The sequence below is a fragment of the Martelella sp. NC20 genome (assembly GCF_013459645.1).
In the GTDB taxonomy this organism is placed as follows: Bacteria; Pseudomonadota; Alphaproteobacteria; order Rhizobiales; family Rhizobiaceae; genus Martelella.
The window spans coordinates 146,396-172,988 of sequence record NZ_CP054862.1 but is presented as its reverse complement, the minus strand read 5'-3'; the positions used below and the strand labels follow the sequence as shown (position 1 = coordinate 172,988).

Below are 26,593 nucleotides of genomic sequence, written 5' to 3'. Positions count from 1 at the left end.
TTCGTTGCCCGATGATCGGCAAGTGGGGCCAGGGCAGGGGAGGCGTTAGGCGCGGTTCGGCGTTTCATGGACGGCGAACCGGTATCCACGTGACTGGAGGTGCTCTACAGCCCGGCCGCCTTTGTCAGGTTAACGCGGAACCGATCACGCCTGCGCTGATAGCGCCTTGTCATTTCGGCCGATGCATGGCCGAGTTGTTTCTGGACGTACCGTTCGTCGACCTCGGCCGAGGAGGCAAGGCCGGCGCGCAATGAGTGACCGGAGAACAGTTTCACCCGTTCGGCCTCAGGCAGCTCGCCGCGAATGCCGGCGGCAAGCACGGCTTTCTTGACGAGACGGGCGATCTCCTGGTCCTTCAGCCGTTCGGGTCCGACGGTCTTGCCCTTGCCGGTGACGCGGCGGAACAGGGGGCCATGGCCGATCCTGGCGAGTTTCAGCCAGGTCTCTATCGCCGCGACAGGGCAGGTGAGTTCGGAGGAGCCGCGGCCGATCTCGACTTCGCGCCAGCCGGTCTTGCCGCGCAGCGTCACCAGCAGGCCCTTGTCGAAGATCTCGATCCAGCCGCCGCCATCCTCGCTCTGGTCGCGGCCGCAATCGAGCGCGACGATTTCCGACCGGCGCAGGCCGCCGGCAAAGCCCGCAAGCAGCATGGCGCGGTCGCGCAGGCCGCGCAGCGTTCCCCGATTGAGCGTTTCGACCATGGCGATCAGCTCTTCGGGCAGGATCGCCTCCTTCTGGCGCGGGGGTGCTGCATGACGATTGCGGATGCCGGCAAGCACCGTGGCAATATGGCGGTCGCGGCGATCAAGCGTGAGGCCGCGCTGCGTATAGTTCCACGTGATCGCCGAAAGCCGCCGTTCGATGGTGGAAACCGCGCTCGGCTTTGCCCGGGGCGCGGCTTCCCCCGAGGCCAGCGCCGTGATGTAGAGCCCGACGGTCTGCGCATCGGGGGGAAGGGGCGCAAGCCCCTTGCGTCGGCACCAGCTTGAAAAATGCGCCCAGTCGGCGCCGTAGGCGCGCCGCGTATTGGCCGAGCTTGCGGCCTCGACGTAACCGCGGGCGCGTTCGACCAGCGGCGCCAGGTGCCCCGTTACTGCGCCCGACGACCCGGAAGGCTCCAATACATCGTCAGCCTCCGTGCTGAGGGATGGGCTGGCGTGCGGATCGGCGTCGTTTTCGGGCATCGAGGGCCTCAGAATGGGGTTTTTCTCTATAATGAGCATTATGAATGATAATGCAAGATTATCGATTATAATAGTGAAAAGACAAGCTGTGCGGTTTATGCCGATTTCACTGGCATTAACCGCACGTCTCGTGTAGCCTCGTCGCCATGGATTCGCACGCCGCCACACAAGCCAACACCCTCACGCCAACCGCGCCCCTGCCGGGTTGGGCCCGCCCGCGCGGGGGCGATGTCACCGAAGCCGATGCCGCCTTCTCTGCCGGTATCGCCTTGAAATCCATCGATGATCTCGTTCGATCGGAACCGGTCTGGGGCGGCTGCTGGCGCGAACGGCAGGCCCTGAAATGCGCCACCGCCGCCGTTCGTCTGACCGGTCGCAACGAAGACGAAGCGGCGCTGCGCGATGCCGTTCTGCTGACGGTCGCCGGCGACGACCCTGGCCCCGCAGGAAAAATGGTCTTGGCCTACAAAAGACTCGCCGCCCGAAAACCGGGTTTTTCTGCAAAGCAGGTCGAAGATCTCGCCGACCTCATGGGGCTTGCCTTCGACGACCACCTTGCCGCCGTCCCGGAGCTGGCAGATACAGCGCTCCGGTCCGGACGCGCCGTCCCCTTCGTCGTGGCCGACCTCGTGACCGCGATCCTCCCCGTCCGTCCGGATGCCGAACCTTTGGCCTGGGCAATGGCCGACATGATGATCGCCACCCTGCTGAAATGGGATCGGCTCGTGCCGCTGATGATGGCGGAACGCTCCGGCCCGGCCTTCAAGACGCTCGGGGGCAGGGGGCGCGTGCGGCCGGGGGAACCGGGCTTTGCCCGCGCTGTCTGCCTCGCGCTCGCCGACGGGGCAGGCAGTGCATTGCGCGCGGCAGATGTGATCGCGCGTCGGGCGGATGTTCTTGTGACCGTGGCGCCGAAGGTGCGGACCAAGGGCGCGGGCCCGGTCATTCAGGCGTTGCTGGACGAGGATGCCATGCCGGCGTCAGCGTCCGGCCGCAACCTCTCGCGCTGGGCCGCGATGCGTCTGTTTGAACGACTCGAAGGTTTCGGGGCCGTGCGCGAATTGTCGGGCCGTTCCGCCTTCCGCATCTATGGGCTTTGACGATGGCCAGTTCCAGTGCAACACGCAGCAAACGGCGGACGGAAAAGAGCGAGGGTGACGAACGCCTCTTTGATCGTGAACTGGATCAGTTCCCGCCGGAACTGCGCTGGCGCGAATGGATGCTCCGGGTTGAGGCGGTGATCTTCGCCTCGGCCGAGCCGGTCACCCGCGAGACGCTTGCCCGCGTCGTCGGCAAGGACTGCAGCATCGACCTCCTGATCGACGATCTCCGGCAGGAGCTCAGCGGCCGGCCCTACGAACTGGTGTCGGTCGCCGGCGGCTGGCAACACCGAAGCCGTCCCGCCTACGCCGACGCGATCCGCGCCTCCGCAGCGCCGACCCGGGGCGGGGGCGCGGCACTCTCCGAATTCGAATCCATGGTGCTGATGGCCATCGGTTATTTCCAGCCCATCACCCGCAGTGCATTGTCGGATATCTTCGGCCGCGAGGTCAGCCGCGACACCATCGCATCCCTGCGCAACGCCGCCCTCATCGCCTCCGGCCCCCGCAGCCCGACGCCCGGCGCGCCCTATACCTATGTGACCACGAAGCATTTCCTCTCGGCGTTCGGCATGGAAACGCTGCGCGACCTGCCGGATATCGCGGCGCTGGAGGATGCCGGCCTGCTCAGCAGAGCCGCCGTCCAGGCGGAGGCGATGGTGGCCGTGGTCGAGGGCGAGGAGGAATAGGGCTGTTGCCAAGTGAGACAGATAGCTGACATTATCAGGAAGGCGCGAGACGGGCGGGATGATGCCGTATTCGCATCACGGCAATATGCCAATCGATCAAAGCAGGACGAACACCTGAACATGGCCAGCTTCTAGACGTCGACTTCCTGGAGAGCAGGTTATAAGAAATAGTCAGGCGGACTTTTCGGTGTTCGATGAAGAGCAAAACAGTCGGGACATTTCGATGCCGGAGAATTCCGAAACCCGCGGGCGGGATGCTGGCGTGAAACGGCAGATCGCGCGCCTCTCGGTACCGCAAGGTCTTGTATCGTTGATCCTCAACGCCGTTGCCGGGTGGGTCGATGCGGTCGGATATCTCGCCTTGCTGTCCTCGATCCAGATGTTCTCCTCTTTCATGAGCGGCAACCTGACCAAAATCGTGACCGAAGCCGTGAGTGGCAACGGTGCGACATCTTTGAAAATTGCCGGTGCGGTTCTCGCCTTCTTCGCAGGCGGCGTTGTTGGTCGCTTGGTCAATGCGGGCGAAGCGCGGCGCGATCCGGCGTCGCTGGCGCTGGTTGCAGGCGTGCTCGGTGCCTCGGCGGTTAATCTGGAGATGGGCGGCTCCGCATATCTGACGCTGGTGGCTCTGGCGGCGGCGATGGGCATGATCAACCATGCGTTCAGCGGTCACATGGATTTCGAGGTCCGCACGTATCTGAGCGGGATATTGGTGACACTGGCGGGGAAGGTGGCCGATGCGATCGCCGGGCGGGCGCGCTGGCGCGAGGCGGTGGCACCGGTGGCGACATTGCTCAGTGTTCTGGTCGGGGCCTTCGCCGGGGCATTGACGGTCATCCACGCGCCGCTTGTCGTCTCGATCGCCCTGCCGGCCGCCGTGATCGCGGTCATCGTCATCGCGTTGCTGTTCGGGCTGGTCGGCCGAAGAGCGGCATGACGCCGAAGGACTGAGCCTGCGGCGGCGGAAAGCGAGGAGGCGTGGTGCTGTCGCCGGATGGCTCGGGCGACGCCTTGCCCCATCATCACAACTGCCATTCCGAACCCGCCTTCAGTTGAAAGCCGCCTGAGACTGGGTCGCCGTCAACGAAACATGGGCTTCGAGTGGCGGCCGGAGTTCGAACGCGCGGGCGTTCCGGGAAAAGTCGAACAGACGCACCAGGCTCCATTCATGGCGACGGGCCTCTGCGACCTCCAGTTCGTTTCTCGAGATATAGAAAGGCGTGCGCACCCATCCATTCGTCGTTTTCACCTCGATCTGTCGTGGCAATCCATCGGGCGCGAAACTGGCAATATCGTAGCCTGCGCCATCACCGTCCTCCTCGGACACCCAGCGGACCTTCGCCGCCAGATCCCTCCGCCCCGAGGCCGCAAGATGGGCGCGTTCGTGATGGAAAACGCGCTCTTCGCCGGCTTTGCCAAGCGAGCGGTTTCGCTCGTCCCTTCCAGCCACGTCAAATCTGCGCGCGATTGCCTCGATCTGTGACAGTTCGGCCGGAGGTGGCGCATTCTGCATTGTCGGCGGCACGCCGAAGAACAGGGGTGGGGCTTCCGCGAAACCCGGATGCATTTCGGCTGCGCTCACCGTCTCGGACATCGGGTTCCTGGCAAGCCATCGCGAAACGGCTTCCGCCAGCGCCATCTGAAAATTGAAGCGGGGTTGGTAGCCGCCGATGTAAGGAAGCCCGAATCCGATCAGCGCGGCCGAGATGTTGCAGTTCTTGAACTCGATCGAGCCTTTGGACCGGCCAAGAGACTGCTGCAGACGCCGGTTGTTCATCGCCTTGTTATAGGCACGACCCGCCAGCTCATCCTTCAGCATGTCGAAGTAGACGGCGACGATTGCGTCGTTTTCCGGATCGGACCAATGCTCAGCGTTCATAACGCCAGGCTATGATGGCAAAACTGCTTTGTCACGGCGAATCCCGTCAGCCGAGCATCTGCAGCCCATGCTTCTGCACCAGCGACAGGAGCTTGAGCGCCGGCCCGCTCGGCCGCTTGGCGCCGGTTTCCCATTTCTGCACCGTCGATTGGCTCGTGTTGAGATAACGGGCGAAGACCGGCTGGCTGACATGATTGTGCTCGCGCAGCGCCTTGATCGCGTCAGGCGTCAGTTCCTGCAGGATCGCGAGGCAGTCCTCATCGAAGGTCCGCATCGTTTCCTTGTCGATGGTCCCGGCCGCTGCCATGCCTTCTACCGCACTGTGGATCGCCTCGAAGGCATCGCTCTTGAACTTGCGCTTAGTCGCCATGATCTATCTCCAGCAGGGCGCCGATCCCGAGTTCCGTCTCGAGGTCAGCAGGCGTCTTGCGACGGTAAAGCTCCGCGAGCTTCCGGAAGGCCGCAAGCTCGTCGTCATCAATATTCGCCCGGTCCTTCTTGGCGAAGAGATAGGCGAACACCCAGAACTCACCGGCCTTTGCCAGAACGATGGACCGATGCATGTTTTCGTTGAGCCGCTTCTTGAAGACGCCGCCGCCGAGATCGTCGGCCTGGCCAAGGGCAACCTGATGGATTGCCTTCGACAGAGCCTTATCGGAAATCCGCGCCTTCTTTGCCGCCTTTGCGAACCAGGCTGTTTTGAATACTCGTTCTGACATCTGTCTATATAGCACCTAGTGCTATGTTTCTCAAGGTTGAAAAGGTGCTATGCCGCCTCCCATACCTGATTCAGAATTCGGGCGGCAAGCGCTGCCTTGTCCTGCGGCAGGAAGCGGCCATAGTGCTGTTGCACGACATCCGGCGTGTCCTGGATCGCGTAGCTTGCCTGTTCGTAAGATCCGGTCTGTTTGAGGATATGGGTTGCCAGAATGTCGCGAAGATTAAGGGGACCGTGCGGCAGCAACCCCTTGATGGCGCCGCGACCGGTATAGGGATTATAGATCCCATAACGGTGTATCACCGTGCGCCAGGCTTCATAGAACGTGGTGGAGCCGTACGTTGCCTGCCTGCTGGTCGTCTTCACGGTTTTGACAAACAGGGTACCGGGATCGTCTGCCGATCCGAGCAGCACGCCGCGGTGACGATCGATATAGGCCTCGAGGTATTTGTAAAGATCGAGCAAGTCCGGGAGGATCAGCCGGAATGGCTTTTGCTCGAAGAAGGACGAACCGGAATTCTTGAAGGCTACAGATGGGATGAGCACTTCCCATCCACCTTCTCTATCGCTCCAGCGCAACTCGCCGCATTTCATATCTTCCAGCCTTCGCTCGGACGTCGGGAACTGGCCGCGCGGGCAGACGCGAAGCTGGCGAAGGTTCTTCTGCCGAAGCCCCAGATGTAGACCGAGACGAAGCAGCAGGAATGACCGCACCGCCTCCGCAGCCGCGCGCGGATAGCGGTCCTCGTCCGGCATGCGTTTCAAAATTTCGTCGGTGATCTTGCGATATTCCGACAATGGGCTGTTTGCCTCAAGGACGACCATGATCGGCTCGAAGGGATTGCGATGCACACGCATCACCCGCTGGATTTCTTTTGAGCGGTAGCCGGCATGTCGGTGGAATGCATCGCAGGCGCCATGCCAGTCTCGAGAGGCAAACGCGATCTCCTCCGGCGCAATCAAGCCTTCGATCGGGCGAACGTTCTGCAAGCGTTCGGGATGCTGCCGGATCCAGCCCACCTCCGAGCGGGTGAGGGATTGCGCGACCATCAGCATGTCTTCTTCCCATTTGGTTTAGAAGCCACGGCGCTGCTCTCGCAATTGCAGATACCAGTCCCAGACGCCGGGGAAGATCAGCAGACCGAATGTCAGCTGGCTGAGCGGAACGCCACGGCCTTTCACTATGCCGGCAGGGGAGGCGGCAAGCGCCCCGAACATCAGGCCGAGATGTTCGATCTTCTGCGATGCCGTTTCCTCGCCCCAGACTCTGTTGCGTTGCAAACCGATGCCGTGCAAGTGCCTCCTCGACTGCTTCGACGCCGATCGGCACTATAAGTATTTGTAATTTTTGAAGTGAGTGGGGTTCCAACACCAGACTTATTGACACTGCCCCCGGGAAGGCTTGACCTCCAGCAGGCGGCAAATGTCGGCCCGCGCCCGGATTGCCGCTTGACAGAATGAAAACTTTCTTTCTTTATATAAGTAGAAAGGAATTTTTCATGCCGTCAGATTTCCTTACCCGCCTTTCCCGATCGGCGGAGAAGCTCACCGAAACGGACCAAAAGATGGTCAGCGCGTTGTTGGATCGGCGCGAGGAGCTTGTCTTTCTTTCGGGGCCGCAGTTTGCTGAACGGATCGACGTTCACGGCGCGGCGCCGACGCGGCTGGCGCAGAAGCTCGGCTACAAGGGCTTTCCCGAACTTCGCCGCGTCCTTCAGGAGGAAATGATGAATGCGCCGGACGCGGCTTTGCGGATGCGGCGTTCGGTGCGCGCGGCAGGTGAGGGCAATCATCTTTCCGAACTGATCGCTTCTGAGGTAACGGCGCTGCAGAACCTGGATGCGTTGATCGCTCAGCCCGCCATTGATGTCGTCGCCGACGCGATATTTGCAGCGCGCAAGGTCTTTGTTTTCGCGCAGGGCCATGCGCTGTCGCTGGCGCAGTTCCTGTCGCGCAGGCTGGAACGCTTCGGCAAGCCCACCATTGTGCTGACCGGGCGCGGACGCGACGTGGCCGAGCGGCTGGTCTCGATGTCGTCCGAAGACATTGTGGTTGCGCTCGCCTTCCGCAAACAGCCATCGACCTATGCGCCGATGATGCGGCATGTGCGTGATACCGGCGCGCGTTCCGTCCTGATTGCTGATCTGTCCGGTCTGGTGATGGTGCCGGAACCGGATCATGTGCTTGCAGCGCCACGCGGGCGTTCGGGCAGCGAATTCCAGACCCCGACCGTGCCGTTTGTCATTGTCAGCTCGATCCTGCTGACGATGGCCGCACGGCATGAGGAGGACACGATAGGGGCGTTGGAAAAACTGTCGAGGCTTTTTGAAGACTTCGACAAACCTTGAGGAGGAAAACAATGAGACGTTATCTGACATGCGCCCTTCTGGGCGCGTCATTGCTGGCTGCTGCTCCGGCCATGGCGCAGGATTTCGATACGATGACGCCGCAGGAGCTTTACGAGATTGCCAAGGAGGAGGGTAGCGTCACGGTGTTTTCGCTGTCCAGCCGGATTGCACGCGTGGAAGCCAGTTTCGAAGAGGCCTATCCAGGCATCGACCTGATTGGAATTGACCTCAATTCCACGCGTCAGATCGCGCGCCTGGATGCCGAGCAGCGGGCGGGCATATTCGCGGTCGATGTGCTTTACCTGTCCGAAGCGCCCCTGGTCCTGCGCGACCTTGTACCCGCCGGCATGGTCGAAGGCTACATTCCGCCCCGAGTGCTTGATGACGTGCCCGAGGAGTTCCGGCGCGATCTGATCACCCACCGGCTTTCGACGCGCGCGCTTATGTATAACGAGGCGGCCTATCCCGATGGATCGCCGATCACCAACCTTTGGCAACTGACCACGCCGGAATGGCGCGGCAAGGTGCTGATGGAGGATCCGGCCGCGCGCGGAGAGGTTCTGGACCTGCTTACCGAGATCGCCCTTCATCCCGACGAGATAGCCGAGGCCTATGAGGCCCAGTTCGGCAAGCCGATCGAGGTTGACGGCATGTTCAATGGCGCCGGCGAGCAGTTCATCGCCGATCTGTTCAACAATGACCTGGTGCTGGTCAATGACAGCACCACCCTGCGCGCGGCGATCGGCGACATCAACGCCACTGACCCTTCGGTCGGTTTCACTACCTATTCGGCGGCTCGCGACAACGAAGCCGAAGGCTGGGCCTTGCAGATCTCGAATGAGACGGTGCCTTCGGCGGGCATTCTATTCCCGGCAGTGCTCGCGATCGCGAAAAATGCTCCCCATCCAGCGGCGGCACGTCTGCTGATCGACTTCATGATGGGGGATGACACGCCGTCGGGCGGACCGGGCTTCGAACCCTTCTATGTGCAGGGCGACTATGCTGCGCGGCGCACCATTGCCGATCACCCTGATGCCGTTCCGCTCGATGAGTTGAACCTTTGGCGGATGGACCCGACAGCGACCGGCGTCATGCGCGCCCGGATTCTCGACCTGGTCATCATGCTGCAGTAGCAGCTCCGTCATATCAGGGCCCATGTCCGGGCAGTTTTCCTGGACATACCCCACCTTTTCAAGGACTTGAGCAATGACTGCGAATGTCATTCGGCCTGGTGCGCTTCACCGGGTTCTCCAGTCGCACCGTTTTGTGCCGCTGGTCATGGTCTGCATCGCGGCGATCCTGATCATTGTGCCGTTGTTGCGGATTATCATGCTGTCGCTGACCCCGGAGGGACTGGAAGCATGGCGGGCGGTTGTCGCCAGTCCGCTTTCCAAAAACCTGTTGTGGCGTCCGATCGGTAACACGATGCTGCTGGGCGCAGGCGTTGCTGCGGGTTGCCTTCTGCTCGGCGGCTTTCTTGCCTGGCTCGTGGTGTTGACCGATGTGCCGGGACGACGCTTTCTCGGCATCCTTTCGACGCTGCCCTTCATGATCCCGAGCTTCGCTGCCGCGCTGGCCTGGGGAACATTGTTCCGAAACGAGCGTCTTGGCGGTCAGCCGGGCTATTTCACCGCTGTCGGGATCGAAATTCCCGACTGGCTGGCGTGGGGCATCCTGCCAACGCTGATCGTTCTGGTCGCGCATTATTATTCGCTGGCCTATACCATGATCGCAGCCGCGCTGAGTTCGGTCGGCGCGGATCTGATCGAAGCCGCCGAGATGGCCGGCGCGCGGCGCGGACGTATCCTGTTCGGGATCGTCCTGCCGGTGGTGACGCCGGCTCTGGTCTCAGGCGGGATGCTGACATTCGCCGGAGCGGTGTCGAACTTCGCCGCGCCCGCGCTGTTGGGCGCGCCGGTCAGGATGCAGACGCTGTCGACCCGCATCTACGGCATGGTTCAGACCGGCAATATCGAACGGGGCTATGTCCTCGCCCTGCTGCTGATCGCCGCTGCGGCGGCGCTGCTCTACTTCAGCGACAGGCTGGTGTCCGGGCGCAAGGCTTTTGTCACCGTCACTGGCAAGGGCGCACGCACCAAGAGATTTGCGCTTGGCGCCTGGCGCTGGCCGCTGTTTACCCTTGCCACGGCGCTCGGCGTGATGACCACGATCATTCCGGTCATCGTCCTGTTCGCCTCCAGCATGGCGGAATCCTCTTCCGGTCTGTTCAGCAACTGGACCCTGCATTTCTGGATCGGCGCGGCCGATCCGCAGATCGCGCAGGGGCAGGCCGGCCTGTTCCGCAATCCGATGCTCATGGATGCGGTCTGGACGACGTTGCGCCTGGGGCTGTCGGTTGCCGCGGCCGCAATGGTGTTGGGGCTGATCATTGCGCACACGATCGTGCGGCATAAGGGCACGTTTCTCGGCAATCTTCTGAGTCAGCTGGCCTTTCTGCCGCTATTCATTCCGTCAATCGCGCTGGCGGCTGCCTATATCGCGATGTATGGAACTTCCCTCGGGCCGATTCCCGCGCTTTACGGCACCTTCATCCTGCTGGTGCTGGCAGCGACCACGAACCTTCTGCCCTATGCGGTCCAGTCGGGGCGCGCCGTGCTCAGCCAGATCTCGCACGATATCGAGGAAAGCGCACGGCTGACGGGCGCCGGTCCGGTCCGCCGGATGGTCGAGATCGTGCTGCCGCTTGCCATACGCGGTGTCTTTGCCGGTGGAATACTGGTCTTCATCAAGATCGTTCGCGACCTGTCGCTGGTCGTGTTGCTGTTCAGCTCCACCACGCCGGTGCTGAGCATGATGGCTTTCAACTACGCCGGGCTCGGCTTCATGCAATTCGCCAATGCCATCACGCTGGTCATTCTGGTGATCTGCTTGATTGCCTCGGCACTGGTTCACATTCTGCAAAACAGGATTCAGGGATGGAAAACGGCATGACCATGCAAAACCCCGTCACCCCCGCCATCGACCTTCGTCATCTTACCAAACGCTTCGGAGGGCATACGGCGGTCGATGATGTCAATATCAGCGTTCCTCCGGGTTCGTTCCTGGTCCTTGTCGGGCCATCGGGCTGTGGCAAGTCCACGCTGCTCAGAATGCTCGCCGGGCTGGAACCGCCGACCGATGGCGAGATCACCTTCGGGGGCAAGGTGGTCTCCAACGGCAAGGGCGGGGTGGTGACCAATGCCAGCGCCCGCGATACCGGTCTGGTGTTCCAGAGCTATGCGCTCTGGCCGCACAAGACGGTAGAGGGCAATATCGACTGGCCGCTGAAGGTCGCCGGCTGGTCGAAAGCGGACCGGTCGAAACGCATAGAAGAGGTGCTGCGATTCCTCGATATCGAGGCCCTGCGCCATCGCTATCCAGCGGAAATTTCCGGCGGCCAGCAACAGCGTGTTGCCATTGCCCGGACCATTGGCCCGCGACCTGGCATTCTGCTTCTGGACGAGCCATTGTCCAATCTGGATGCAAAGCTTCGCGTCGACATGCGCAGCGAGCTGATGCGCATTCACCGCGCCACCAAAGCGACATCGGTTTATGTGACGCACGATCAGGTCGAGGCGATGACCATGGCGACCCATGTCGCGGTGCTGAAGGACGGGCGGGTGGAGCAGTTCGGCCCGCCTGACGAATTGCTGCTGAAACCACAGACGACTTTTGTTGCCACCTTTCTCGGCACGCCCGCCGGGAACCTTATCCCTGTCAAACGGGAGGGCGACGCGCTTGCCTTTCTCGAAATGGCGCTGGCAAGCTCCACGCTGGCGCCGGGGCTGGAAGAGGCGCAGCTTCTCTATCGCGCGCAGGATATTACCATTGGCGCGCGCGAGGGGAGACCCACAGTCAGGGCACGTTATGCGGAATCGGCCCCCATCGCCGGGCAAAGCATGGTTACCTGCCTGGTCGGGGACCTGCGGGTGACTGCCATGGTGGATGGTTTCTTCCGTGCCGAACCGGGGGCTGAGGTCGCTCTTTGTTTCCTGCGCGACCCTGATGCGGTCTTCAACGCCGAGGGCATAAGGATTCAGCAATGAGACTGATAATGATGCGTCACGGCGAAACCATCTGGAATGCCGAACAGCGCTTGCAAGGTCACGACAATGCGCCGCTTTCGGCGCGCGGTCGGGAACAGGCGCTGGCATTTCGCCACTTGCTTCAGGAGTTGGGTCCCAAGGCGGTGGTGTCCTCCGATCTTGGTCGCTGCCGCGAAACGGTGGCGCTGATCGGGTTTCCCGATGCCCCCGCCGACGCTCGGCTGCGGGAACTGAACATGGGGGAGTGGACCGGACACAGCAAACCCGATCTGATCGCCAAATATCCGCGGGAATACTGGGCATGGCGCGCCGGTACGCATCATCCGAAAGGCGGCGAACGATGGCAGAACTTCCGCGCACGGGTCGAGGAGGCACTGCGCGATTGGCTGGCGCGCGCCGATGGCGACCTGCTGGCGGTTGTCCATAGCGGAGTGATCCGGGCGGCGTTGTCGGCATTTCTGGAATTGCCGCAGGCACGGATTGTGCCGGTCACACCGGGTACGGCAACCATGCTGCAGTTCGATGATCCCTTCGGCGGTGACGTGAAGCTGGAGGGCTACAACCTGGGTCTTTTCGCGCCTGAGAGCGCAGAAGCCGTTCCAGATTGATCCTTCGGTGAAAATCATGGTTCTGACCCGGGCTGCCGGGAGCAGGGCCGTGAGTGGCAAAACAAGGAGGCGCCGCGATGTCGGTCAGTACCGTTGTCATTATCGAATTGCTGGGGGGCATTTCGCTTCTGCTCTGGGGTGTGCGGATGGTGCGTACCGGCGTGGTGCGGGGCTGGGGCGACCAGCTCAGAATATTTCTGGAGCGACAGCTGCGCAGTCGCCTGCGCGCCTTTGGCAGCGGCGTGGCCCTGACGGCGGTCCTCGGCAGTTCGACGGCAATGGTCCTGATCGTCACGGGCCTGGTGGCCGGGGCGACGATGACACCGCTGACTGGACTGGTGGTGGTTCTGGGAGCGGATGTCGGCTCGGCCCTGATTGCGGCAGTGCTTGCGTCCGGATCGGGCTATACAGCACTTCTGGCGCCGGTGGCGTTGTTTGCCGGTTATGTCATCTTCTCTTTCTCCACTGAGTTCCGGCGGCGCGCGCTTGGCCGCGTTTTGCTGGGCCTTGGCATGATGCTGTTTGCGCTGAGGCTTGTGGTGGGGGCAGCCGACCCGCTGCGCGAGGCAACGCTGTTTCATGAACTAATCCAGGCCTTGGCCGCCGAGCCCTTTCTGGCGTTCCTGATCGCGGCGCTTCTGACCTGGCTTGTCCATTCCTCGCTTGCGATTCTGCTGATGTTCACGTCCTTCGTGCTGACCGGAAGCCTTGAGGCTGGGCAGGCTCTGCCCTTCGTTCTGGGGCTCAATCTCGGCGCGGGACTGCCGGCGGTGACGGCTTCGCTTGATCAACCTCCGCCCGCGCGGCGCCTGCCGGTCGCCAATCTGGCGGCGCGCGGCCTGGTTGCCATTGCCGGCCTGTTGCTGCTGCCGGAACTGCGTGTTCTGGCCGGCGCGAGCGGGCTTCATGGCATGACGCTGTTGGCGGGCGCGCACCTGGCTTTCAATCTGGTTGTGGCGGTGATCTTCGTGCCGTTGGCGCCGCTGGTTCTCGGCGCGGCCGAGCGCATGATGCCTGATGGCGAGCAGCCCGCCGATCCCATCGGTCCGCCGCGCTACCTCAATATCGAAGCGGTTATCAGCCCACAACAGGTACTGTCCAACGCTTCGGTCGAAACGTTACGCATGGCCGAAATCGTCGAGCGGATGCTGCAGCTTGCGATCGCTGCGTTGCGCAGCGGGCGGCTCGAAGGCTTTCGACAAGTGAACGAAGCGCACGACCTGCTTGAGACCTATGCCGGTTCTGTAAATAATTATCTGGGTGCCCTTGCCGATGCGTCATCGGCAGATGCGCGGCACGCCTTTGTAGTCATGAACTGCGTCAGCAACCTCGCCCATGCCGGCGATGTTATCAAGCGAAACCTGTCACGCCGGATCACGACGAAAATCCGCATGGGCGTTGTGTTCGACGGCGCGCAGGATGGCGAGATCGACCGACTAACGGGGATTATCGGGGATTCGCTGCGCCTTCTAGCCCCGGCTTTGACGGCATCCGATATCGAAACCGCCGCCGAACTCGCCCGTCAGAAGGATCGCTTTCGCGCTGCCGAGAACGAGATCGTCGAGACCTATCTGTCGCTTTCGCAACCACACGCCAATCCGGCTGCCATCTCCGTCACCATTTTTGTCGACATCGTGCACGACCTGCACCGAATCAATTCGCATGTCGCGTCCTCAGGCTATCCGGTGGTCTCCGCCGCAGGACTTCTCAGAGACAGTAGAATCAGTGAAGAGGCCCGGTTCACCTGAACAGTTTTGGGCGTTTCTTTAACTGGATTTCCGCCTGGCACTGTAAACTTAATGGGCTCCGGCCAAAGATCTCGCCCTGCGCTTTCGCTTATGCGGTTTGCAGGCGTGCGATCTCGTTCCACATCTGCATGGCGGCGGCTCGGAGTTCGCGGTGATGATCGGATGGAATGTCGTGGCGTGGAATGTGAAAGAGGTTGGCGACGGGGTCATGGATGGAGACGAAACGCTGGAGATGTCGGGCTGACGTGAAGCCCTTCATGATCCGCTCTCGCCGTCGTGTAGGTTGATGAGAGTTCTCAGCCCGATTGTTCAGCCCTTTGTGGGAGCGGTGCTCGATGCCGGGCATGATGTCGCGTTTTGCGGCACCATAGGATCGCAGCTTGTCGGTGATCATGACGCGTGGTGAATTCCCCTGTCCTTTCAGAAGCTTTCGCATCAGACGTTTGGCAGAATTGGTGTTGCGGCGGCTCTGTACCAGCACGTCGAGAACGAAGCCATCCTGATCAACAGCCCTCCACAGCCAGTGCTTCTTGCCGCCAATGGAGATGACGACCTGCAGCGATGGCTTGGCGATAGCCCTGTCAGCCGGATCGTCTATGAGGCGATCGGCCCTTATCACGGCGCTTTTGAGTGTACTCTCGCCTCCCGCCTTCCGCTCGTTAAGGTCAACCCGCTGCAGGCGCGCCGGTTTGCCCAGGCGCGCGGCAGCCGCGCCAAGACCGATCGCGTCGATGCGCGCATGCTGGCGCAGATGGGACAAGCCTTTGACCTTCAGCCAGACCGGCCTATGGACGAAACCGCGCATGAACTCAAGGAACTGCAGATCGAGCGCACCGCTCTCGTCAAGGACCGTACACGGCTGCTTAACCGCATCAAGACCCAAACGCTTGCCCTGACTCCTTGATGGTGAGGTTCATCCGTTCCACCTGACCGTTCGTCCAGGGATGCTTCACCTTGGTCAACCGATGCTCGATGCCATTGTCATCGCAAACCCGATCGAAGATGTGCTCGAAGGCATGGACATCGCGTTTGCGATTGGTGAACTGGATGCCATTGTCGGTCAGTATGGTGTGGATGCGGTAGGGAACGGCAGCGATCAGATCGCGCAGGAACTGAGCAGCCGCCATCTTTCCAGCCTTTTTGACCAACCGGGCAAAGGCGAACTTGGACGTCCGATCAATAGCCACGAACATCTAGAGTCTGTCAGGTTCAAGTCGAACCAGACAGACTCTAGATTTATTTGTTTTCGTTTGTCTTTTCGGGAAAACCGGATTCCACTTTTCCCTGACAAACTCTAGAGCTTGCCTTCAGCAGTGTGCACCTCGGCAATGTCGATGTGGAAATAGCCGATGGGGTAGCTTTTGAACTTCTTTGTTTTGGGCTTGTCGCCATCCACCTCGGGCAAGCGGGAAATCCCATGTCGCTGCAGGCAGCGATGCAATGACGAGCGCGTCAAATGCGGGATGGTTGGTTGCAGGGCATAAAGACAATCGTCGAGCGGCAGAAGCGTAGGCGCCGAAAAGCGACGATGATCGCTTCCTCATCGAGCGAGAGAACCGTTGAATGTGGCTGCTTTGGCCCGGTCTTGCGGTCCAGAACGCTTCCACGCTTTTTCCATTTGGCGACCGTCTTGGGATTGATCCCATATCGATCCGCCAACACCCTCAGGCTCTCTTGACTATGCTGTATTGCTCGACGGGTTGCCTCTGTCGTAGTGGCGCTGCCATGCAGAACTTGTCCCATAGTGCTTCCTTCCATGCCATGGAAAAGATCGCACCATCAAATCTCGGGATCAAACAACTAGCCTGAAACACGCTCGATCAGCGGGCACTCGACCTTGAGCTGGTCATGCGTGCTGGTCAGACCGCCCGTGATGTCATCCAGCAGTTCAACTGCCATCGTACCCATCGCAAGCATCGGGAGATGGAAGGTCGTGAGCGGCGGCCGAGTGAACTGCGCAATATCGCGGTTGTCGAAGCCGACGACGGCGACGTCGTCGGGAATCGACTTTCCGAGTTCCTTGAGCGCCTCCAGACAACCGATCGCCATCAGGTCATTGGCGCAGAAAATGCCGTCGGGTGGGCCGGCAAGCTTCATCAGTTCATGGGTCTTTTCATAGCCGGACGAGGGTTCCCAGTTACCGTAGTGAACAAGCTTCGGGTCATAGGCGAGATCGTTGCTCGCAAGCGCCTGCTTGTAGCCGCGCAGGCGGTCGCGGGGGTTGTCCAGGCCCTCCTGGCCGTTGATGAGCGCGATGCGCTTGCGGCCGCCCGCGATAAGCCGTTCGGTCGCCGCACGTCCTCCCGCCACGTCGCCGGGCACGATCGAGGGCAGCCTGCGTTGCTGGTCGTAGCAGTTGACGAGCACGGACGGGGTATCGAGAAGCGCCTGCGGCGGGTCGATCTTGCGGGTCAGGATCGTGCCGAAGATATATCCCACCAGCGTCTGACTTTCGCAGATGGAAAACACCCCCTCGTCCGGGTCCTCGCCCTTGCGGAACACCCCGAGCGTGACGAGGATTCCAAGCTCCAGAGCCTTCTCGCGGGCGCCTTCAAAGGCGAGTGCCATCCATGGGTCGGTCGTGAGCTCGTCGACGATGAAGACAATGACTTTCGTCCCGCCATGGCTGGCCGGAGACGATTTGTTTGACAGGCGGTAGCCCAGCGCCTCAGCCGCATCGAACACCCTTTTGCGGGTAGCTTCGCTGAAGCGGGCGCCGGAACTGCCATTGAGAATGAGGGAGACTGTGGCCTGAGAAACGCCGGCGCGCGCCGCGACATCCATCATTGTCGGTTTCAATGCATTCTCCATGACGAACGGCGCTGTCATCCGTTTGACCTGCAGGCGTCATGATCTGAAATGCCTGATTCGGTCGAATGCCACCGCAATAATTATGAATGTACCTATGAACATTCCTTGCCAGAATGTCGAGATACCGAGAAGGATCAGGGAGTTGCGAATGACCTCGATCAAGAGCGCGCCGACGACGGCGCCGACTGCCGTGCCTTCGCCGCCGGCGAGATTGGCGCCGCCGATCACGGCCGCGGCAATCACGGTCAGTTCGAGCGCCTGACCGAGATTGGTCGTCACGCTGCCGAGCCATCCGGCCATGAGGATGCCGGTGATCCCCGCGGTGAAGGCGGAAAACATATAGATACTGACCTTCAGGCGCTTGACCGGAATGCCGGTCAGGCGAACCGCATTCTCATTGCTGCCGATGGCATAGACATGCTGCCCCCAACGGGTCCATTTCAGCACCAGAGACATGAGAATGGCGAGGAACGCGAGCGCGTAGAGCGGATGCGGAATACCAAGCGTGGAACCGCCGCCAACCCACAGCAGCAGGTCATGATCGGGCCCGAACTCCCAGATCATCTTGTTGTCCGAGAGAACCATGGCCAGAGACCGGGCGGCAGACAGCGTGCCAAGCGTGATCACGAAGGGCGGCATGCCGCCATAGGCGATCAGCACGCCGTTCACGAGCCCCACCAGAAGGGCGGCACTCAATGCCATCGGCGCTGCCAGCCAGAACGACATGCCGCCGGCCATCAGCACGCTGATCACCATGGCGCTCAGCACCACGGACGAGCCCACCGACAGGTCGATGCCGCCCGACGCGATCACGATCGTCATGCCAATCGCGATGATGCCGACAAAGGCGAAGTTGCGGGCGACGTTGAAGAGATTTCTTTCGCTGGCGAAGGTATCGGTGAGCACGCTCAGCGCCAGGCAAGCGGCGATTGCGGCGATGAACACCCAGAACAGTTGCTGGGTCGCGATCTTCGACACCCAGTTGCGGTGCTGGCTTCTTGATATCACGTGGTCGATTGTGGTCATCGGTCTGCCTTTCTATGCCGTTTCGATCGCGCCGGTGATGAGACCGGTCACTTCTTCGGGAGAGGATTGCGCCGCAGGCTTGCTGGCGACCAGTTCGCCCCGCCGCAACACCGCGATCCTGTCTGCGACCCCGAAGACATCCGGCATGCGGTGACTGATGAGGATGACGCTGATGCCCTGGTCCCTGAGCCGGAGGATCAGGTCCAGGACCTCCTTGACCTGACGGACCGATATGGCCGCCGTCGGCTCGTCCATCATCACGATCTTCGGCTTTGACAACAGGGTCCGCGCGATCGCGACCGCCTGGCGCTGACCGCCCGACATCTTCCTGACGAGATCGCGCGGATGGGTTTCCGACTTGAGTTGCCGGAAAAGATCGGCCGCGATCTCGTTCATCTGGCGATAGTTGAGATATTTCAGGAGCCCGACGCCGCGCATGGCTTCGCGGCCGAGAAAGACGTTCGATGCGGCCGACAGGTTATCGCAGAGCGCGAGGTCCTGATAGACCGCCTCGATTCCCTCCCTCTGTGCGTCTCGCGGCTTATGGAAGACGACGGACTGTCCGTCGATGTGCATTGCGCCGGCCGAAGGCGGGAAGTTGCCGGCGATGATCTTCACAAGCGTGCTTTTACCGGCGCCGTTGTCGCCCATCAGCCCCAGCACTTCTCCCGGCTCCAGCTCCAGCGACACGGAAGACAGAGCCTGAATGGCCCCGTAGTTTTTCGATATTCCCGACAAGACAAGTCTCGACACAAATCCCCTCCCTCTTGTTCAGCGCCCATCAGGAGAGCCTGAAGCTCACCCGCCTCCAGCGTTATAACTAAAATCAATAATAACTTGACTTAATATTATTAGTAAATAATTATCTCACCGGACACAAGGAAATATCGAGGGGGTTGCGGATGAAGCTGCTGGTGACCGGTGCGGCTGGAAAAGTGGGGCAGGCGTTTCTTCCCGCTTTTCTAAACGAGCAGCGCTTCTCGGAGTGGGAGGTGGTCGCGCTTTGCAACAACCGGGTAATCGAGACAGACGATCGCCGGGTCACCGTGATCCGCGGCTCTATGGCAGATGAACGCATTGTTGAACGGTCGCTTGAGGGTGTCAGCCATGTGCTTCATCTGGCAGCCGTAAAGGAATCGCCCGACCTCGCCATCGATGTCGCGCTCAAGGGGCTTTATCTGCTGCTGGATCGGTTCCGTCGTTCGCAGGTCGGCCGCCAGTTCATGCTGCTCAGCGGCGATTGCGTCGTCGGTCATATTTTTCAGGACTACGCCGCACCGATAACCGAAGCGTCTCCCCGACGGGCCTATCCGGGCATCTATGGGCTGACGAAGGTGATGGAAGAGGTGATGCTGGAACAATTCGGCATCCAGTATGGCCTTCACTACACGATATTGCGCGCGCCCTGGATCATGGAAAAGGATGATTTCAGATACGCCTTCGAACTGGACGACACCCAGTTTGGCGGCCCGCCATGGGAAACGCTCGTTGATGAGACGACGCTCGAAAGACTTCGCCAAGGCGGATTTTTCCCCGCCATGCGGGACCCAAGCGGCGGTTTTCTGAAGCGCAACTTTATTCACGTCGATGATCTTGTCGGGGCGATCCTGCTGTCGCTCGACAACCCCGATGCCTATGGCGAGCTGTTCAACATCGCGATGAACGACCCGGTCGATTACGGGGAAGTGTCGGCGCTGCTCGAAACCAGCCGGCAGGTGCAGCGGGCGGATATAGCAACGCCGTTTCACAGCAACTGGCTGGACAATGCCAAGGCCCGCAAGGTGCTGGGCTGGAGGCCGATGATCGGTCTTGAGGAACTCGTCGAACGTGCATGGAACTACAGGCGCGGCGAAAACGACCCGCGCATTGTCTGGTATCCCGGCTGAGGAAGGAGCCTTTGCCGGCGATTGCAAAGAGGAGGAGAACTGCAATGAAAATCAAGTATCTGGCAATAACCGCCCTGTCGGCGGCCATGCTTCTTGCCGGTCAGGCTGGGGCTGAGGACAAGAAGACGCTGGCGATCGTGGTCAAGGGGCTCGACAACCCGTTCTTCGAGCAGATCAATCTCGGCTGCAAGAAGTGGCTTTCGGAAAACAAGGACAGCGAATTCGAGTGCCTCTACACCGGGCCCGCCTCGTCTTCGGACGAGGCCGGGGAAGTGCAGATCGTCGATGATCTGCTGACCCGTGGCGTTGCGGCCATTGCGATTTCGCCATCGAACGCACCCGCCATGGCCAACCGCATCCGCCAGATTGCGCCGGACGTGCCGGTCATGACCATCGATGCCGATTTCCTCGAGCAGGATCGCGATCTGCGCTCGACCTATCTCGGCACCGACAACTACCTGATGGGCGTCAAGATGGCGGAGGAGGCCAAAAAACTCCGCGCCGATGGCGGAACGGTCTGCCTGCAGCTCGGCAATGTCGCGGCCGACAACATCAATGCCCGCGCCCAGGGCTTCCGCGATACCATTGCCGGGACCAAGAATGTCGACCGGCTCTCCGGACAGAATGGCTGGACCGAGATCGAGGGTTGTCCGGTGTTCACCAACGACCAGGCGGACCTCGCCAACCAGCAGATGTCGGACGTGTTCACCGCCAATCCGGATCTCGATGCCTTCATCCTGATCGGCGGCTGGGCGCAATTTGCCCCGCAGGCCTATACCCAGGTGACGGACCAGGTGATGGACAGGCTGAAATCCAAGGACCTGATCATCATTGCCGGCGACACGCTGCCGCCGCAGACCAAGGCCTTCCGCGAAGGCCGCAGCCATGTGCAGGTTGGTCAGCGTCCCTTCGAGATGGGCTATCGCGCGCCCGACGTCATGATCCAGTTGATCAACGGCGAAAAGGTCGATGACCCGTTGTTCACCGGGCTCGACGTCTGCACCGCCGCCGCCCCCGGCTTCTGCGAGAACAACTGAGACCCGGGGCGGGCGGTCTGCTTTCCGCGCAGCCGTCCGCCACCGGCATCTTCGTCCGGCAGCGCTCTGGTTTGCGCTCCCGAACGCCATCTTCAACCTGATGAGAGCGATCCGAGAGGTGAGGGTCGCGGGAGGACATCATGAAAACGACATCCGTGATCCTGGCTGCAGCGGGCTTCGCTGTAGCCGCAACCACCGCAATGGCCGACGACAAACCGGCGCTTGCCTTCGTCGTCAATGCCGCGTCGGATTTCTGGAAGCTGGCCGAGGCGGGCGTCAACGCGGCGCAGGCCGAGCTTCCGGGTTATGAGCTGCAGTTCCGCTATCCGGCGCAGGGCACCGCCGCCCTGCAGAACGCCCTGATGGACGATCTGGTTGCCGCCGGTACCGACGCGATCATGATCTCGTCGGCCGATCCGAAAAACTCGATCGATGCTTTCAACCGCATCGCGGCGCAGGTTCCGCTGTTCACCACCGACAGCGACGCGCCGCAATCCAACCGCATCGCCTATCTCGGTTCCTCGAACACGGCTGCCGGCGTCCAGGCCGGCGAAATCGCCGTCGGCGCCATGCCGGGCGGCGGCAAATGCATGGGCTTCGTCGGCTTTCTCGGCGCGGACAATGCCAGGGAACGCATTGCCGGTTTCCGTGAGGCCGTCGAAGGCAAGGGCATAGAACTGGTGGATGTGCGCGGCGATGACGTCGATTTCGCCCGCGCCCGCTCGAATGTCGATGACGTTCTCGCCGCCAGCCCCGACATCAACTGCATGGTGGGTTTTTACTCCTACAATCCGCCAAAAATCTACGAAGCGCTCCAGGCGGCCGGGAAGCTGGGCGACATCACTGTCATCGCCTTCGATGAGGACCCGATCACGCTCGGGGCCGTCCGGGAAGGCGCGTTTGCCGGCACCGTCGTCCAGGATCCCTATCAGTGGGGGTATCAGGGCATGAAGCTGATGGCTGCCTATCTCGAAGGCGACAAGTCGGAGATCCCGTCGGACGGGCTGATCATCGTTCCGACCAGGATCATCGACAAGACCAATGTCGATGCCTTCGAGGCCGAGCTCAAGAAGCGGATCAACGGCTAGAACACACTCGGGAAATGCGGCGGATCTCCAATCGCCATCGCATTTCCCGCCCGTGCGGGTTGCCCGGCCCGCACGGGCCCGGAGAATTGTTTGAGGAAACGCATGGCAAGGATCCAAAACCCCATTTCCCTGCGGCTGGCCGGCATCACCAAGGTCTATTCCAGCGTCATTGCCCTCAACGACGTATCCCTGAACATAAGGGGCGGCGAGGTGGTCGGACTGATCGGCGAAAACGGCGCCGGGAAATCAACGCTGATGAAGGTGCTCGGCGGCGCGATCCGGCCGGATAAAGGCGAGATCATCATTGACGGCGTCAGCATGGCAAACCTTACCGCCGCGCGCGCGCTGACCCATGGCATTGCTTTCGTGCACCAGGAGCTGAACCTGTTTTCCAATCTCGATGTCACCGCCAATGTCATGCTGGGGCGGGAAATCCGCAGGGGCATTTTCATCGACCGCAAGGCGATGGAAGACCGCGTCCGGCCGCTGCTTGATATGCTCGGCACGCGGTTCGGCCCTTCCGATCCGGCCGCAGAACTCTCGCTCGCCGATCAGCAATTGCTGGAAATCGCACGGGCGCTGTCGACCAATGTCAGGCTGCTGATCCTCGATGAACCGACATCGAGCCTGACCCTGTCGGAGACGCAACGCCTGCTGAAGGTGATCCGTCTTCTGCGCGATGACGGCGTCGCCGTGCTGTTCATTACCCACCGTCTGAGCGAGGTGGAGGACGTCGCCGATCGCGTCGTCGGCCTGCGTGACGGCCGGAACGCCGGAGATCTGTGCGGAGCGGAGATCGCAAAGGAGGCCATGGTGCGCCTGATGATCGGCCGGCCGGTTTCCGAGTTCTACGAAAAGCCCGATCAAAACCGCGGCGAGGTCGTGCTCGAAGCGCGGGGGCTGAGGACAGCCGCCTATCCGCACGAGAGCGTCGACCTTGTACTGCACGGCGGCGAAATCCTCGGCCTTGCGGGACTTGTGGGCGCGGGGCGCTCCGAGCTTGCCCGCGCCATGTTCGGCATCGATCCGATTGAGGCTGGGGTTGTTACGGTTGAGGGAAAACAGGTCGTGGCGGGCTCCGTGCCGGGCGCGATCAGGGCCGGGATATGTCTCGTGCCGGAGGACCGCAAGTCCGAAGGGCTCTTTCTCGACTTCGCGATCGCCCGGAATATTGCAATGCCCAGCCTCGGCATGCTGTCGCGACACGGTTTTGTCGACAGGCAGGCAGAGCATGTCCTTGCCGTCGACGCGCGCCAAAAACTCGGCATCAAGGCCAGTCGGCTTGACCGGCCCGCCGGCGAGCTCTCGGGCGGCAATCAGCAGAAGATCGTGCTCGCGAAATGGCTTGCCACCCGCCCGAAGGTCGTCATTCTCGACGAGCCGACGCGGGGGATCGATGTCGGCGCAAAAGCCGAGGTCTATCGCCTGATGCGCGAACTCGCCGCGGAGGGCGCCGCGCTGCTGATGATCTCGTCGGACATGGAGGAGGTGATCGGCGTCTCCAGCCGCGTTGCCGTGATGAGCCGTGGCGGCATCGCCGGAATTTTAGAACATGAGGAACTGTCGGAGGAGAACATCCTGCGGCTTGCTGTCGGATAGAAGGTCATGACAATGCATAGAAAAGATCTGGGGCTGGCGGTTCTGGTTGTCTGCGTCGGGGCGATTGTGGCGCTGGTCAATCCGCGCTTCCTGTCGCCGATCAACCTCGCCAACACGGCCAACCTGATCGGGCTTTTCGGGCTGTTCTCGATTGCCGAAGCCTTTGTCATCGTGACCGGAGGGATCGAGCTTTCGGTTGGCTCCGTCATAGCGCTTCTGGGCGTCATCTTTATCGACCTGATCGCAATGCACGGCGTGGCATGGCCGGTTGCCCTTCTGATTGTTCTGGTTCTGGCTGTTTTCATCGGATTGCTGCACGGCCTGCTGGTGACCAGGCTGAAGCTCCAGCCTTTCGTCGTAACGCTTTGCGGTCTGCTGATCTATCGCGGGATTGCCCGTTTCTACACGCGCGACGGCACGGCCGGCTTCAGTTTCGGGAGCGACTTCCCGGCGCTCGAATATCTCGTCGCCGGGCGCAGTTTCGGCGTCCCGCACTCCGTCATCGCCTTCGCCATTGTCGCCGTGATCGCCTGGTTCGTGCTGCATCGCACGGTATTCGGCCGGCATCTTTTCGCGGTCGGCAAGAACGAGGAGGCGGCCCGCTATTCCGGTATCAACACGCGGCGCGTGATTGTCTCTGCCTATGTGCTCTGCATGCTCTTGACCGGCCTCTCCGCCGTTTTCTTCGCCATGTATACAAGGTCCGTGCAGCCGGCTTCGCACGGCAATTTCTATGAGCTCTACGGTATCGCGGCAGCCGTGCTCGGCGGGTTCTCGCTGCGCGGCGGCGAGGGCTCGATCATCGGCGTGGTCCTCGGCGTCATCCTGCTTCAGATCCTCCAGAACCTGGTCAACCTTCTCGGCATCCCGTCATCCCTGAACTTCGCGGTGATGGGCAGCGTCATTCTGGCCGGCGTGATCGCCGACACCCAGTTCACGGCCTACCGCGAACGGCGCCGGCATCGGGCGGCAATTTCTCTTGTCGAAAAAGCAGCGAAGACGCCTCTGTGCTAGCCCTTTATCGCCCTTTATCGCTTCCGCGCTAGGTCGTGTGGACACCTACCTGATCCATAGGACGATAGCTGCGATTGTGACGACGGCAAGATAGTTTTGTGCGGTCTTCTCGAAGCGCGTTTCGACCCTGCGGAAATGCTTGAGCTTGGAGAAGCAGCATTCGATGAGGTGGCGCTGGGCATAAAGGTCCTTGTCGAGTGGGTATTTCCGGGCACGGGAGGGATTGTTAGGAATCACCGCCACAGCGCCTTTGTCCGCGATGGCATCGCGTAGGCGATCGCTGTCATAGGCGGTGTCGGCCATGACGATATCGGCAGGCACGCCCTCGATCAGGGCATCGGCTTGTGGCGCATCGCCCTTTTGGCCTGCGGTCAGTGTGAAGCGGACCGGGCAACCGAGACCACGCACCGCCATGTGGATTTTGGTGCTCAGGCCGCCGCGATGCCGTCCTGCTGACGGGGTCGGTTCCGGCTTTATGCGACCTTACCACCATGACGGCCATGAGAGGGTGTCATTCCGCCCCCAGCCGGAAACGACCCCGTCAACGCGAACAATCTGTTTGACAAGATCTATGTCGGTCAGTGCGCCAGCACCAAGTTCTGCCAATATGGCGCACGACGAACCGTAAGGGCCACGCTCGGATGTAAATGGTAAGGCGTTGCGATCGGCTCTCCTCCTAACCGCCTTTTCAATGAGGACGGAAACAACAGGCCACGTCCACGGGTCTGTGGATCATGCCAGCTCATCAGAACGGCCATCCCATCATGATCATTCCTCCTCGGAGCGCACGCCATAGGGGCCGCAGAGATCGACGAGGACGCCGTGCAGAGCGCGCGTCAGTTCCCTTCTCGGAGAACTGACGCGGTCGACAAGGCCGATCTGGCGTGTGACCTGGGGGGTGCCGAAGGGGATTTTCTCGATTTCCATGTTCCCGGGCTCCTGCAATGCGACATGGGGTACGACCGAGATGCCAAGACCTTGGCGAACACAGGTCACGATCGAACCGATCGTGTCGATATGGGCGATATCCTGCGTGACGACGCCGAGGCGGGACAGTTCGGTGTCGATGAGGTTTGCCAGCGGAACCGGGCTGTGGAAACGGACATAGGGCTGGGTATTCAGAAGATGAATGGGGTCATGGCTTACTGTTCCGGATGGAGCGATCAACCAAAGAGGTTCCTTGAGGAAAGGAGACCACCGCAGGGCGTGTGGGAATCCGATGTGCTCGGCAACCATGGCAGCGTCGAGACGGCCCGAGGCGACATCGGTGATCATCGGCGCAGAGAGCGAGACGCGCAGGTTGATCTTGAGCTGCGGATATTCATCCCGCATTCGCAACAGGGCCCGCGGCAGCAGGTTCAGCGCGCTTGATCGGACTGAGCCAAGCAGAAGGGTGCCGGCGATCTGACTACCCCGCAACACCGCCTTGGCATCCTCCTCGCGCTGGAGGATATCTTTTGCCATATCAAGGACCTGCATCCCCTGTGACGTGAATTTCGGCGGCCGGCTCGCACGGTCGAAAATCACCACGTTCAGCTCCTGCTCCAGGGCGTGGATTTGCTGGCTGATAGCCGAGGGTGTGAGGCCGACTTCGTCCGCAGCACGGGCGAAGGTGCCTTGGCTGTGGATGGAGATAAGGGTCTTTAATTGACGCGTGTCCATGTAAAATCCAATTTTTCTAAATCTAATAACAAGAATTAATCGCTTTTGTGAAGTCATTCTTTCCATTACGTCTCGTAGCGGAGGACATGACCCGCGAACGACTGGGAGGCCGGTCCGGGGTCCAAAGAAATCACAATAGTTGAGCGCGTT

25 protein-coding genes and 2 pseudogenes are annotated in these 26,593 nt (G+C 61.2%); 15 read left to right on the top strand and 12 right to left on the bottom strand.

Annotated elements, in window-relative coordinates; genetic code table 11:
* Positions 1 to 104: 104 nt before the first annotated feature.
* Positions 105 to 1,184 carry a tyrosine-type recombinase/integrase gene (locus HQ843_RS27430; protein ID WP_180902601.1) on the bottom strand — a complete coding sequence of 360 codons (1,080 nt, stop codon included), beginning with the start codon at positions 1,182 to 1,184 and terminating at the stop codon, positions 105 to 107.
* A gap of 146 nt (positions 1,185 to 1,330) precedes the next feature.
* Here HQ843_RS27430 and HQ843_RS27425 point away from each other — a divergent pair, with 146 nt between their 5' ends.
* From HQ843_RS27425 to HQ843_RS27415, 3 genes are all read left to right on the top strand, one after another.
* Complete coding sequence (locus tag HQ843_RS27425) at positions 1,331 to 2,284, top strand: DUF1403 family protein (RefSeq protein ID WP_180903546.1); 954 nt, start codon at positions 1,331 to 1,333, stop codon at positions 2,282 to 2,284.
* 2 nt (positions 2,285 to 2,286) lie between these two features.
* Complete coding sequence (gene scpB, locus HQ843_RS27420) at positions 2,287 to 2,973, top strand: SMC-Scp complex subunit ScpB (protein ID WP_180902602.1); 687 nt, start codon at positions 2,287 to 2,289, stop codon at positions 2,971 to 2,973.
* Between the two features lie 187 nt (positions 2,974 to 3,160).
* Complete coding sequence (locus tag HQ843_RS27415; protein WP_180902603.1) at positions 3,161 to 3,910, top strand: YoaK family protein; 750 nt, start codon at positions 3,161 to 3,163, stop codon at positions 3,908 to 3,910.
* 111 nt (positions 3,911 to 4,021) lie between these two features.
* Here the strand turns inward: HQ843_RS27415 and HQ843_RS27410 are convergent, their stop codons facing one another.
* The 4 genes and pseudogenes from HQ843_RS27410 to HQ843_RS27395 all read right to left on the bottom strand — a co-directional run.
* On the bottom strand, positions 4,022 to 4,852 hold the full coding sequence (locus HQ843_RS27410; protein WP_180902604.1) for a DUF3883 domain-containing protein: 831 nt from the start codon (positions 4,850 to 4,852) through the stop codon (positions 4,022 to 4,024).
* 46 nt (positions 4,853 to 4,898) lie between these two features.
* Positions 4,899 to 5,222 carry a helix-turn-helix domain-containing protein gene (locus HQ843_RS27405; protein ID WP_180902605.1) on the bottom strand — a complete coding sequence of 108 codons (324 nt, stop codon included), beginning with the start codon at positions 5,220 to 5,222 and terminating at the stop codon, positions 4,899 to 4,901.
* Entirely contained in the window at positions 5,212 to 5,571 is a 360-nt protein-coding gene (locus HQ843_RS27400; RefSeq protein WP_180902606.1) for a type II toxin-antitoxin system RelE/ParE family toxin, read from the bottom strand. The genes HQ843_RS27405 and HQ843_RS27400 overlap by 11 nt, the downstream gene beginning before the upstream one ends.
* A gap of 47 nt (positions 5,572 to 5,618) precedes the next feature.
* Positions 5,619 to 6,866, bottom strand: a pseudogene (locus HQ843_RS27395) (hypothetical protein); the annotation flags it as partial.
* Between the two features lie 203 nt (positions 6,867 to 7,069).
* On the opposite strand from HQ843_RS27395, the gene HQ843_RS27390 reads away from it, so the two are divergent.
* The 6 genes from HQ843_RS27390 to HQ843_RS27365 all read left to right on the top strand — a co-directional run bounded on the left by HQ843_RS27390 (position 7,070) and on the right by HQ843_RS27365 (position 14,320).
* A complete protein-coding gene (locus tag HQ843_RS27390) occupies positions 7,070 to 7,918 on the top strand; it encodes a MurR/RpiR family transcriptional regulator (RefSeq protein ID WP_180902607.1) in 849 nt (282 codons plus the stop codon).
* 11 nt (positions 7,919 to 7,929) lie between these two features.
* Entirely contained in the window at positions 7,930 to 9,051 is a 1,122-nt protein-coding gene (locus tag HQ843_RS27385) for an ABC transporter substrate-binding protein (RefSeq protein WP_180902608.1), read from the top strand.
* Between the two features lie 73 nt (positions 9,052 to 9,124).
* On the top strand, positions 9,125 to 10,870 hold the full coding sequence (locus tag HQ843_RS27380; RefSeq protein WP_180902609.1) for an ABC transporter permease: 1,746 nt from the start codon (positions 9,125 to 9,127) through the stop codon (positions 10,868 to 10,870).
* The gene (locus tag HQ843_RS27375) at positions 10,867 to 11,964 is read left to right on the top strand and encodes an ABC transporter ATP-binding protein (protein WP_180902610.1); all 1,098 of its coding nucleotides are present in this window, start codon (positions 10,867 to 10,869) and stop codon (positions 11,962 to 11,964) included. The genes HQ843_RS27380 and HQ843_RS27375 overlap by 4 nt, the downstream gene beginning before the upstream one ends.
* Positions 11,965 to 11,975: 11 nt before the next feature.
* Positions 11,976 to 12,572 (top strand): histidine phosphatase family protein, encoded by a 597-nt coding sequence (locus tag HQ843_RS27370; protein WP_246710470.1) that lies wholly within the window; start codon positions 11,976 to 11,978, stop codon positions 12,570 to 12,572.
* A 77-nt stretch (positions 12,573 to 12,649) separates the two neighbouring features.
* Complete coding sequence (locus HQ843_RS27365) at positions 12,650 to 14,320, top strand: Na/Pi cotransporter family protein (RefSeq protein ID WP_180902612.1); 1,671 nt, start codon at positions 12,650 to 12,652, stop codon at positions 14,318 to 14,320.
* 88 nt (positions 14,321 to 14,408) lie between these two features.
* Here HQ843_RS27365 and HQ843_RS27360 read toward each other — a convergent pair whose 3' ends face one another.
* On the bottom strand, positions 14,409 to 14,939 hold the full coding sequence (locus tag HQ843_RS27360) for an IS6 family transposase (RefSeq protein ID WP_246710469.1): 531 nt from the start codon (positions 14,937 to 14,939) through the stop codon (positions 14,409 to 14,411).
* On the opposite strand from HQ843_RS27360, the gene HQ843_RS27355 reads away from it, so the two are divergent.
* Positions 14,844 to 15,224, top strand: coding sequence for an IS110 family transposase (locus HQ843_RS27355; RefSeq protein WP_180902613.1), 381 nt, complete (start codon positions 14,844 to 14,846; stop codon positions 15,222 to 15,224). The two genes, HQ843_RS27360 and HQ843_RS27355, sit on opposite strands and share 96 nt — an antisense overlap.
* On the opposite strand, the pseudogene HQ843_RS27350 reads toward HQ843_RS27355, so the two are convergent.
* The 4 genes and pseudogenes from HQ843_RS27350 to HQ843_RS27335 form a co-directional block, all read right to left on the bottom strand.
* Positions 15,214 to 16,063, bottom strand: a pseudogene (locus tag HQ843_RS27350) (IS481 family transposase); the annotation flags it as partial. The gene HQ843_RS27355 and the pseudogene HQ843_RS27350 overlap by 11 nt on opposite strands.
* 57 nt (positions 16,064 to 16,120) lie before the next feature.
* Entirely contained in the window at positions 16,121 to 17,119 is a 999-nt protein-coding gene (locus HQ843_RS27345) for a LacI family DNA-binding transcriptional regulator (protein ID WP_246710468.1), read from the bottom strand.
* Between the two features lie 48 nt (positions 17,120 to 17,167).
* The gene (locus tag HQ843_RS27340) at positions 17,168 to 18,157 is read right to left on the bottom strand and encodes an ABC transporter permease (protein WP_180902614.1); all 990 of its coding nucleotides are present in this window, start codon (positions 18,155 to 18,157) and stop codon (positions 17,168 to 17,170) included.
* Between the two features lie 12 nt (positions 18,158 to 18,169).
* Positions 18,170 to 18,910: an ATP-binding cassette domain-containing protein gene (locus HQ843_RS27335; RefSeq protein ID WP_180902615.1), complete on the bottom strand. Its 741-nt coding sequence runs from the start codon at positions 18,908 to 18,910 to the stop codon at positions 18,170 to 18,172.
* A gap of 149 nt (positions 18,911 to 19,059) precedes the next feature.
* Here HQ843_RS27335 and HQ843_RS27330 point away from each other — a divergent pair, with 149 nt between their 5' ends.
* The 5 genes from HQ843_RS27330 (at position 19,060) to HQ843_RS27310 (ending at position 24,781) form a co-directional block, all read left to right on the top strand.
* The gene (locus tag HQ843_RS27330; RefSeq protein ID WP_180902616.1) at positions 19,060 to 20,043 is read left to right on the top strand and encodes an NAD-dependent epimerase/dehydratase family protein; all 984 of its coding nucleotides are present in this window, start codon (positions 19,060 to 19,062) and stop codon (positions 20,041 to 20,043) included.
* 44 nt (positions 20,044 to 20,087) lie between these two features.
* Complete coding sequence (locus HQ843_RS27325; protein WP_180902617.1) at positions 20,088 to 21,080, top strand: sugar-binding protein; 993 nt, start codon at positions 20,088 to 20,090, stop codon at positions 21,078 to 21,080.
* 140 nt (positions 21,081 to 21,220) lie between these two features.
* Positions 21,221 to 22,168, top strand: coding sequence for a sugar-binding protein (locus HQ843_RS27320; protein ID WP_180902618.1), 948 nt, complete (start codon positions 21,221 to 21,223; stop codon positions 22,166 to 22,168).
* Positions 22,169 to 22,270: 102 nt separating this feature from the next.
* Positions 22,271 to 23,767 carry a sugar ABC transporter ATP-binding protein gene (locus tag HQ843_RS27315; protein ID WP_180902619.1) on the top strand — a complete coding sequence of 499 codons (1,497 nt, stop codon included), beginning with the start codon at positions 22,271 to 22,273 and terminating at the stop codon, positions 23,765 to 23,767.
* Positions 23,768 to 23,779: 12 nt separating this feature from the next.
* On the top strand, positions 23,780 to 24,781 hold the full coding sequence (locus HQ843_RS27310; RefSeq protein ID WP_180902620.1) for an ABC transporter permease: 1,002 nt from the start codon (positions 23,780 to 23,782) through the stop codon (positions 24,779 to 24,781).
* 45 nt (positions 24,782 to 24,826) lie between these two features.
* Here the strand turns inward: HQ843_RS27310 and HQ843_RS27305 are convergent, their stop codons facing one another.
* Together HQ843_RS27305 and HQ843_RS27300 are read right to left on the bottom strand one after the other, a co-directional pair.
* Positions 24,827 to 25,258 (bottom strand): IS5 family transposase, encoded by a 432-nt coding sequence (locus tag HQ843_RS27305; RefSeq protein WP_256432967.1) that lies wholly within the window; start codon positions 25,256 to 25,258, stop codon positions 24,827 to 24,829.
* A 291-nt stretch (positions 25,259 to 25,549) separates the two neighbouring features.
* Positions 25,550 to 26,443 carry a LysR family transcriptional regulator gene (locus HQ843_RS27300; protein WP_180902621.1) on the bottom strand — a complete coding sequence of 298 codons (894 nt, stop codon included), beginning with the start codon at positions 26,441 to 26,443 and terminating at the stop codon, positions 25,550 to 25,552.
* Positions 26,444 to 26,593: the final 150 nt, after the last annotated feature.

Coding starts and splice junctions, on each gene's coding strand:
- HQ843_RS27430 (WP_180902601.1), bottom strand. CDS start 1,184: ATGCCCGAAAACGACGCCGATCCGCACGCCAGCCCATCCCTCAGCACG.
- HQ843_RS27425 (WP_180903546.1), top strand. CDS start 1,331: ATGGATTCGCACGCCGCCACACAAGCCAACACCCTCACGCCAACCGCG.
- scpB (WP_180902602.1), top strand. CDS start 2,287: ATGGCCAGTTCCAGTGCAACACGCAGCAAACGGCGGACGGAAAAGAGC.
- HQ843_RS27410 (WP_180902604.1), bottom strand. CDS start 4,852: ATGAACGCTGAGCATTGGTCCGATCCGGAAAACGACGCAATCGTCGCC.
- HQ843_RS27405 (WP_180902605.1), bottom strand. CDS start 5,222: ATGGCGACTAAGCGCAAGTTCAAGAGCGATGCCTTCGAGGCGATCCAC.
- HQ843_RS27400 (WP_180902606.1), bottom strand. CDS start 5,571: ATGTCAGAACGAGTATTCAAAACAGCCTGGTTCGCAAAGGCGGCAAAG.
- HQ843_RS27390 (WP_180902607.1), top strand. CDS start 7,070: ATGCCGTCAGATTTCCTTACCCGCCTTTCCCGATCGGCGGAGAAGCTC.
- HQ843_RS27385 (WP_180902608.1), top strand. CDS start 7,930: ATGAGACGTTATCTGACATGCGCCCTTCTGGGCGCGTCATTGCTGGCT.
- HQ843_RS27380 (WP_180902609.1), top strand. CDS start 9,125: ATGACTGCGAATGTCATTCGGCCTGGTGCGCTTCACCGGGTTCTCCAG.
- HQ843_RS27375 (WP_180902610.1), top strand. CDS start 10,867: ATGACCATGCAAAACCCCGTCACCCCCGCCATCGACCTTCGTCATCTT.
- HQ843_RS27370 (WP_246710470.1), top strand. CDS start 11,976: ATGCGTCACGGCGAAACCATCTGGAATGCCGAACAGCGCTTGCAAGGT.
- HQ843_RS27365 (WP_180902612.1), top strand. CDS start 12,650: ATGTCGGTCAGTACCGTTGTCATTATCGAATTGCTGGGGGGCATTTCG.
- HQ843_RS27340 (WP_180902614.1), bottom strand. CDS start 18,157: ATGACCACAATCGACCACGTGATATCAAGAAGCCAGCACCGCAACTGG.
- HQ843_RS27330 (WP_180902616.1), top strand. CDS start 19,060: ATGAAGCTGCTGGTGACCGGTGCGGCTGGAAAAGTGGGGCAGGCGTTT.
- HQ843_RS27325 (WP_180902617.1), top strand. CDS start 20,088: ATGAAAATCAAGTATCTGGCAATAACCGCCCTGTCGGCGGCCATGCTT.
- HQ843_RS27320 (WP_180902618.1), top strand. CDS start 21,221: ATGAAAACGACATCCGTGATCCTGGCTGCAGCGGGCTTCGCTGTAGCC.
- HQ843_RS27315 (WP_180902619.1), top strand. CDS start 22,271: ATGGCAAGGATCCAAAACCCCATTTCCCTGCGGCTGGCCGGCATCACC.
- HQ843_RS27310 (WP_180902620.1), top strand. CDS start 23,780: ATGCATAGAAAAGATCTGGGGCTGGCGGTTCTGGTTGTCTGCGTCGGG.
- HQ843_RS27300 (WP_180902621.1), bottom strand. CDS start 26,443: ATGGACACGCGTCAATTAAAGACCCTTATCTCCATCCACAGCCAAGGC.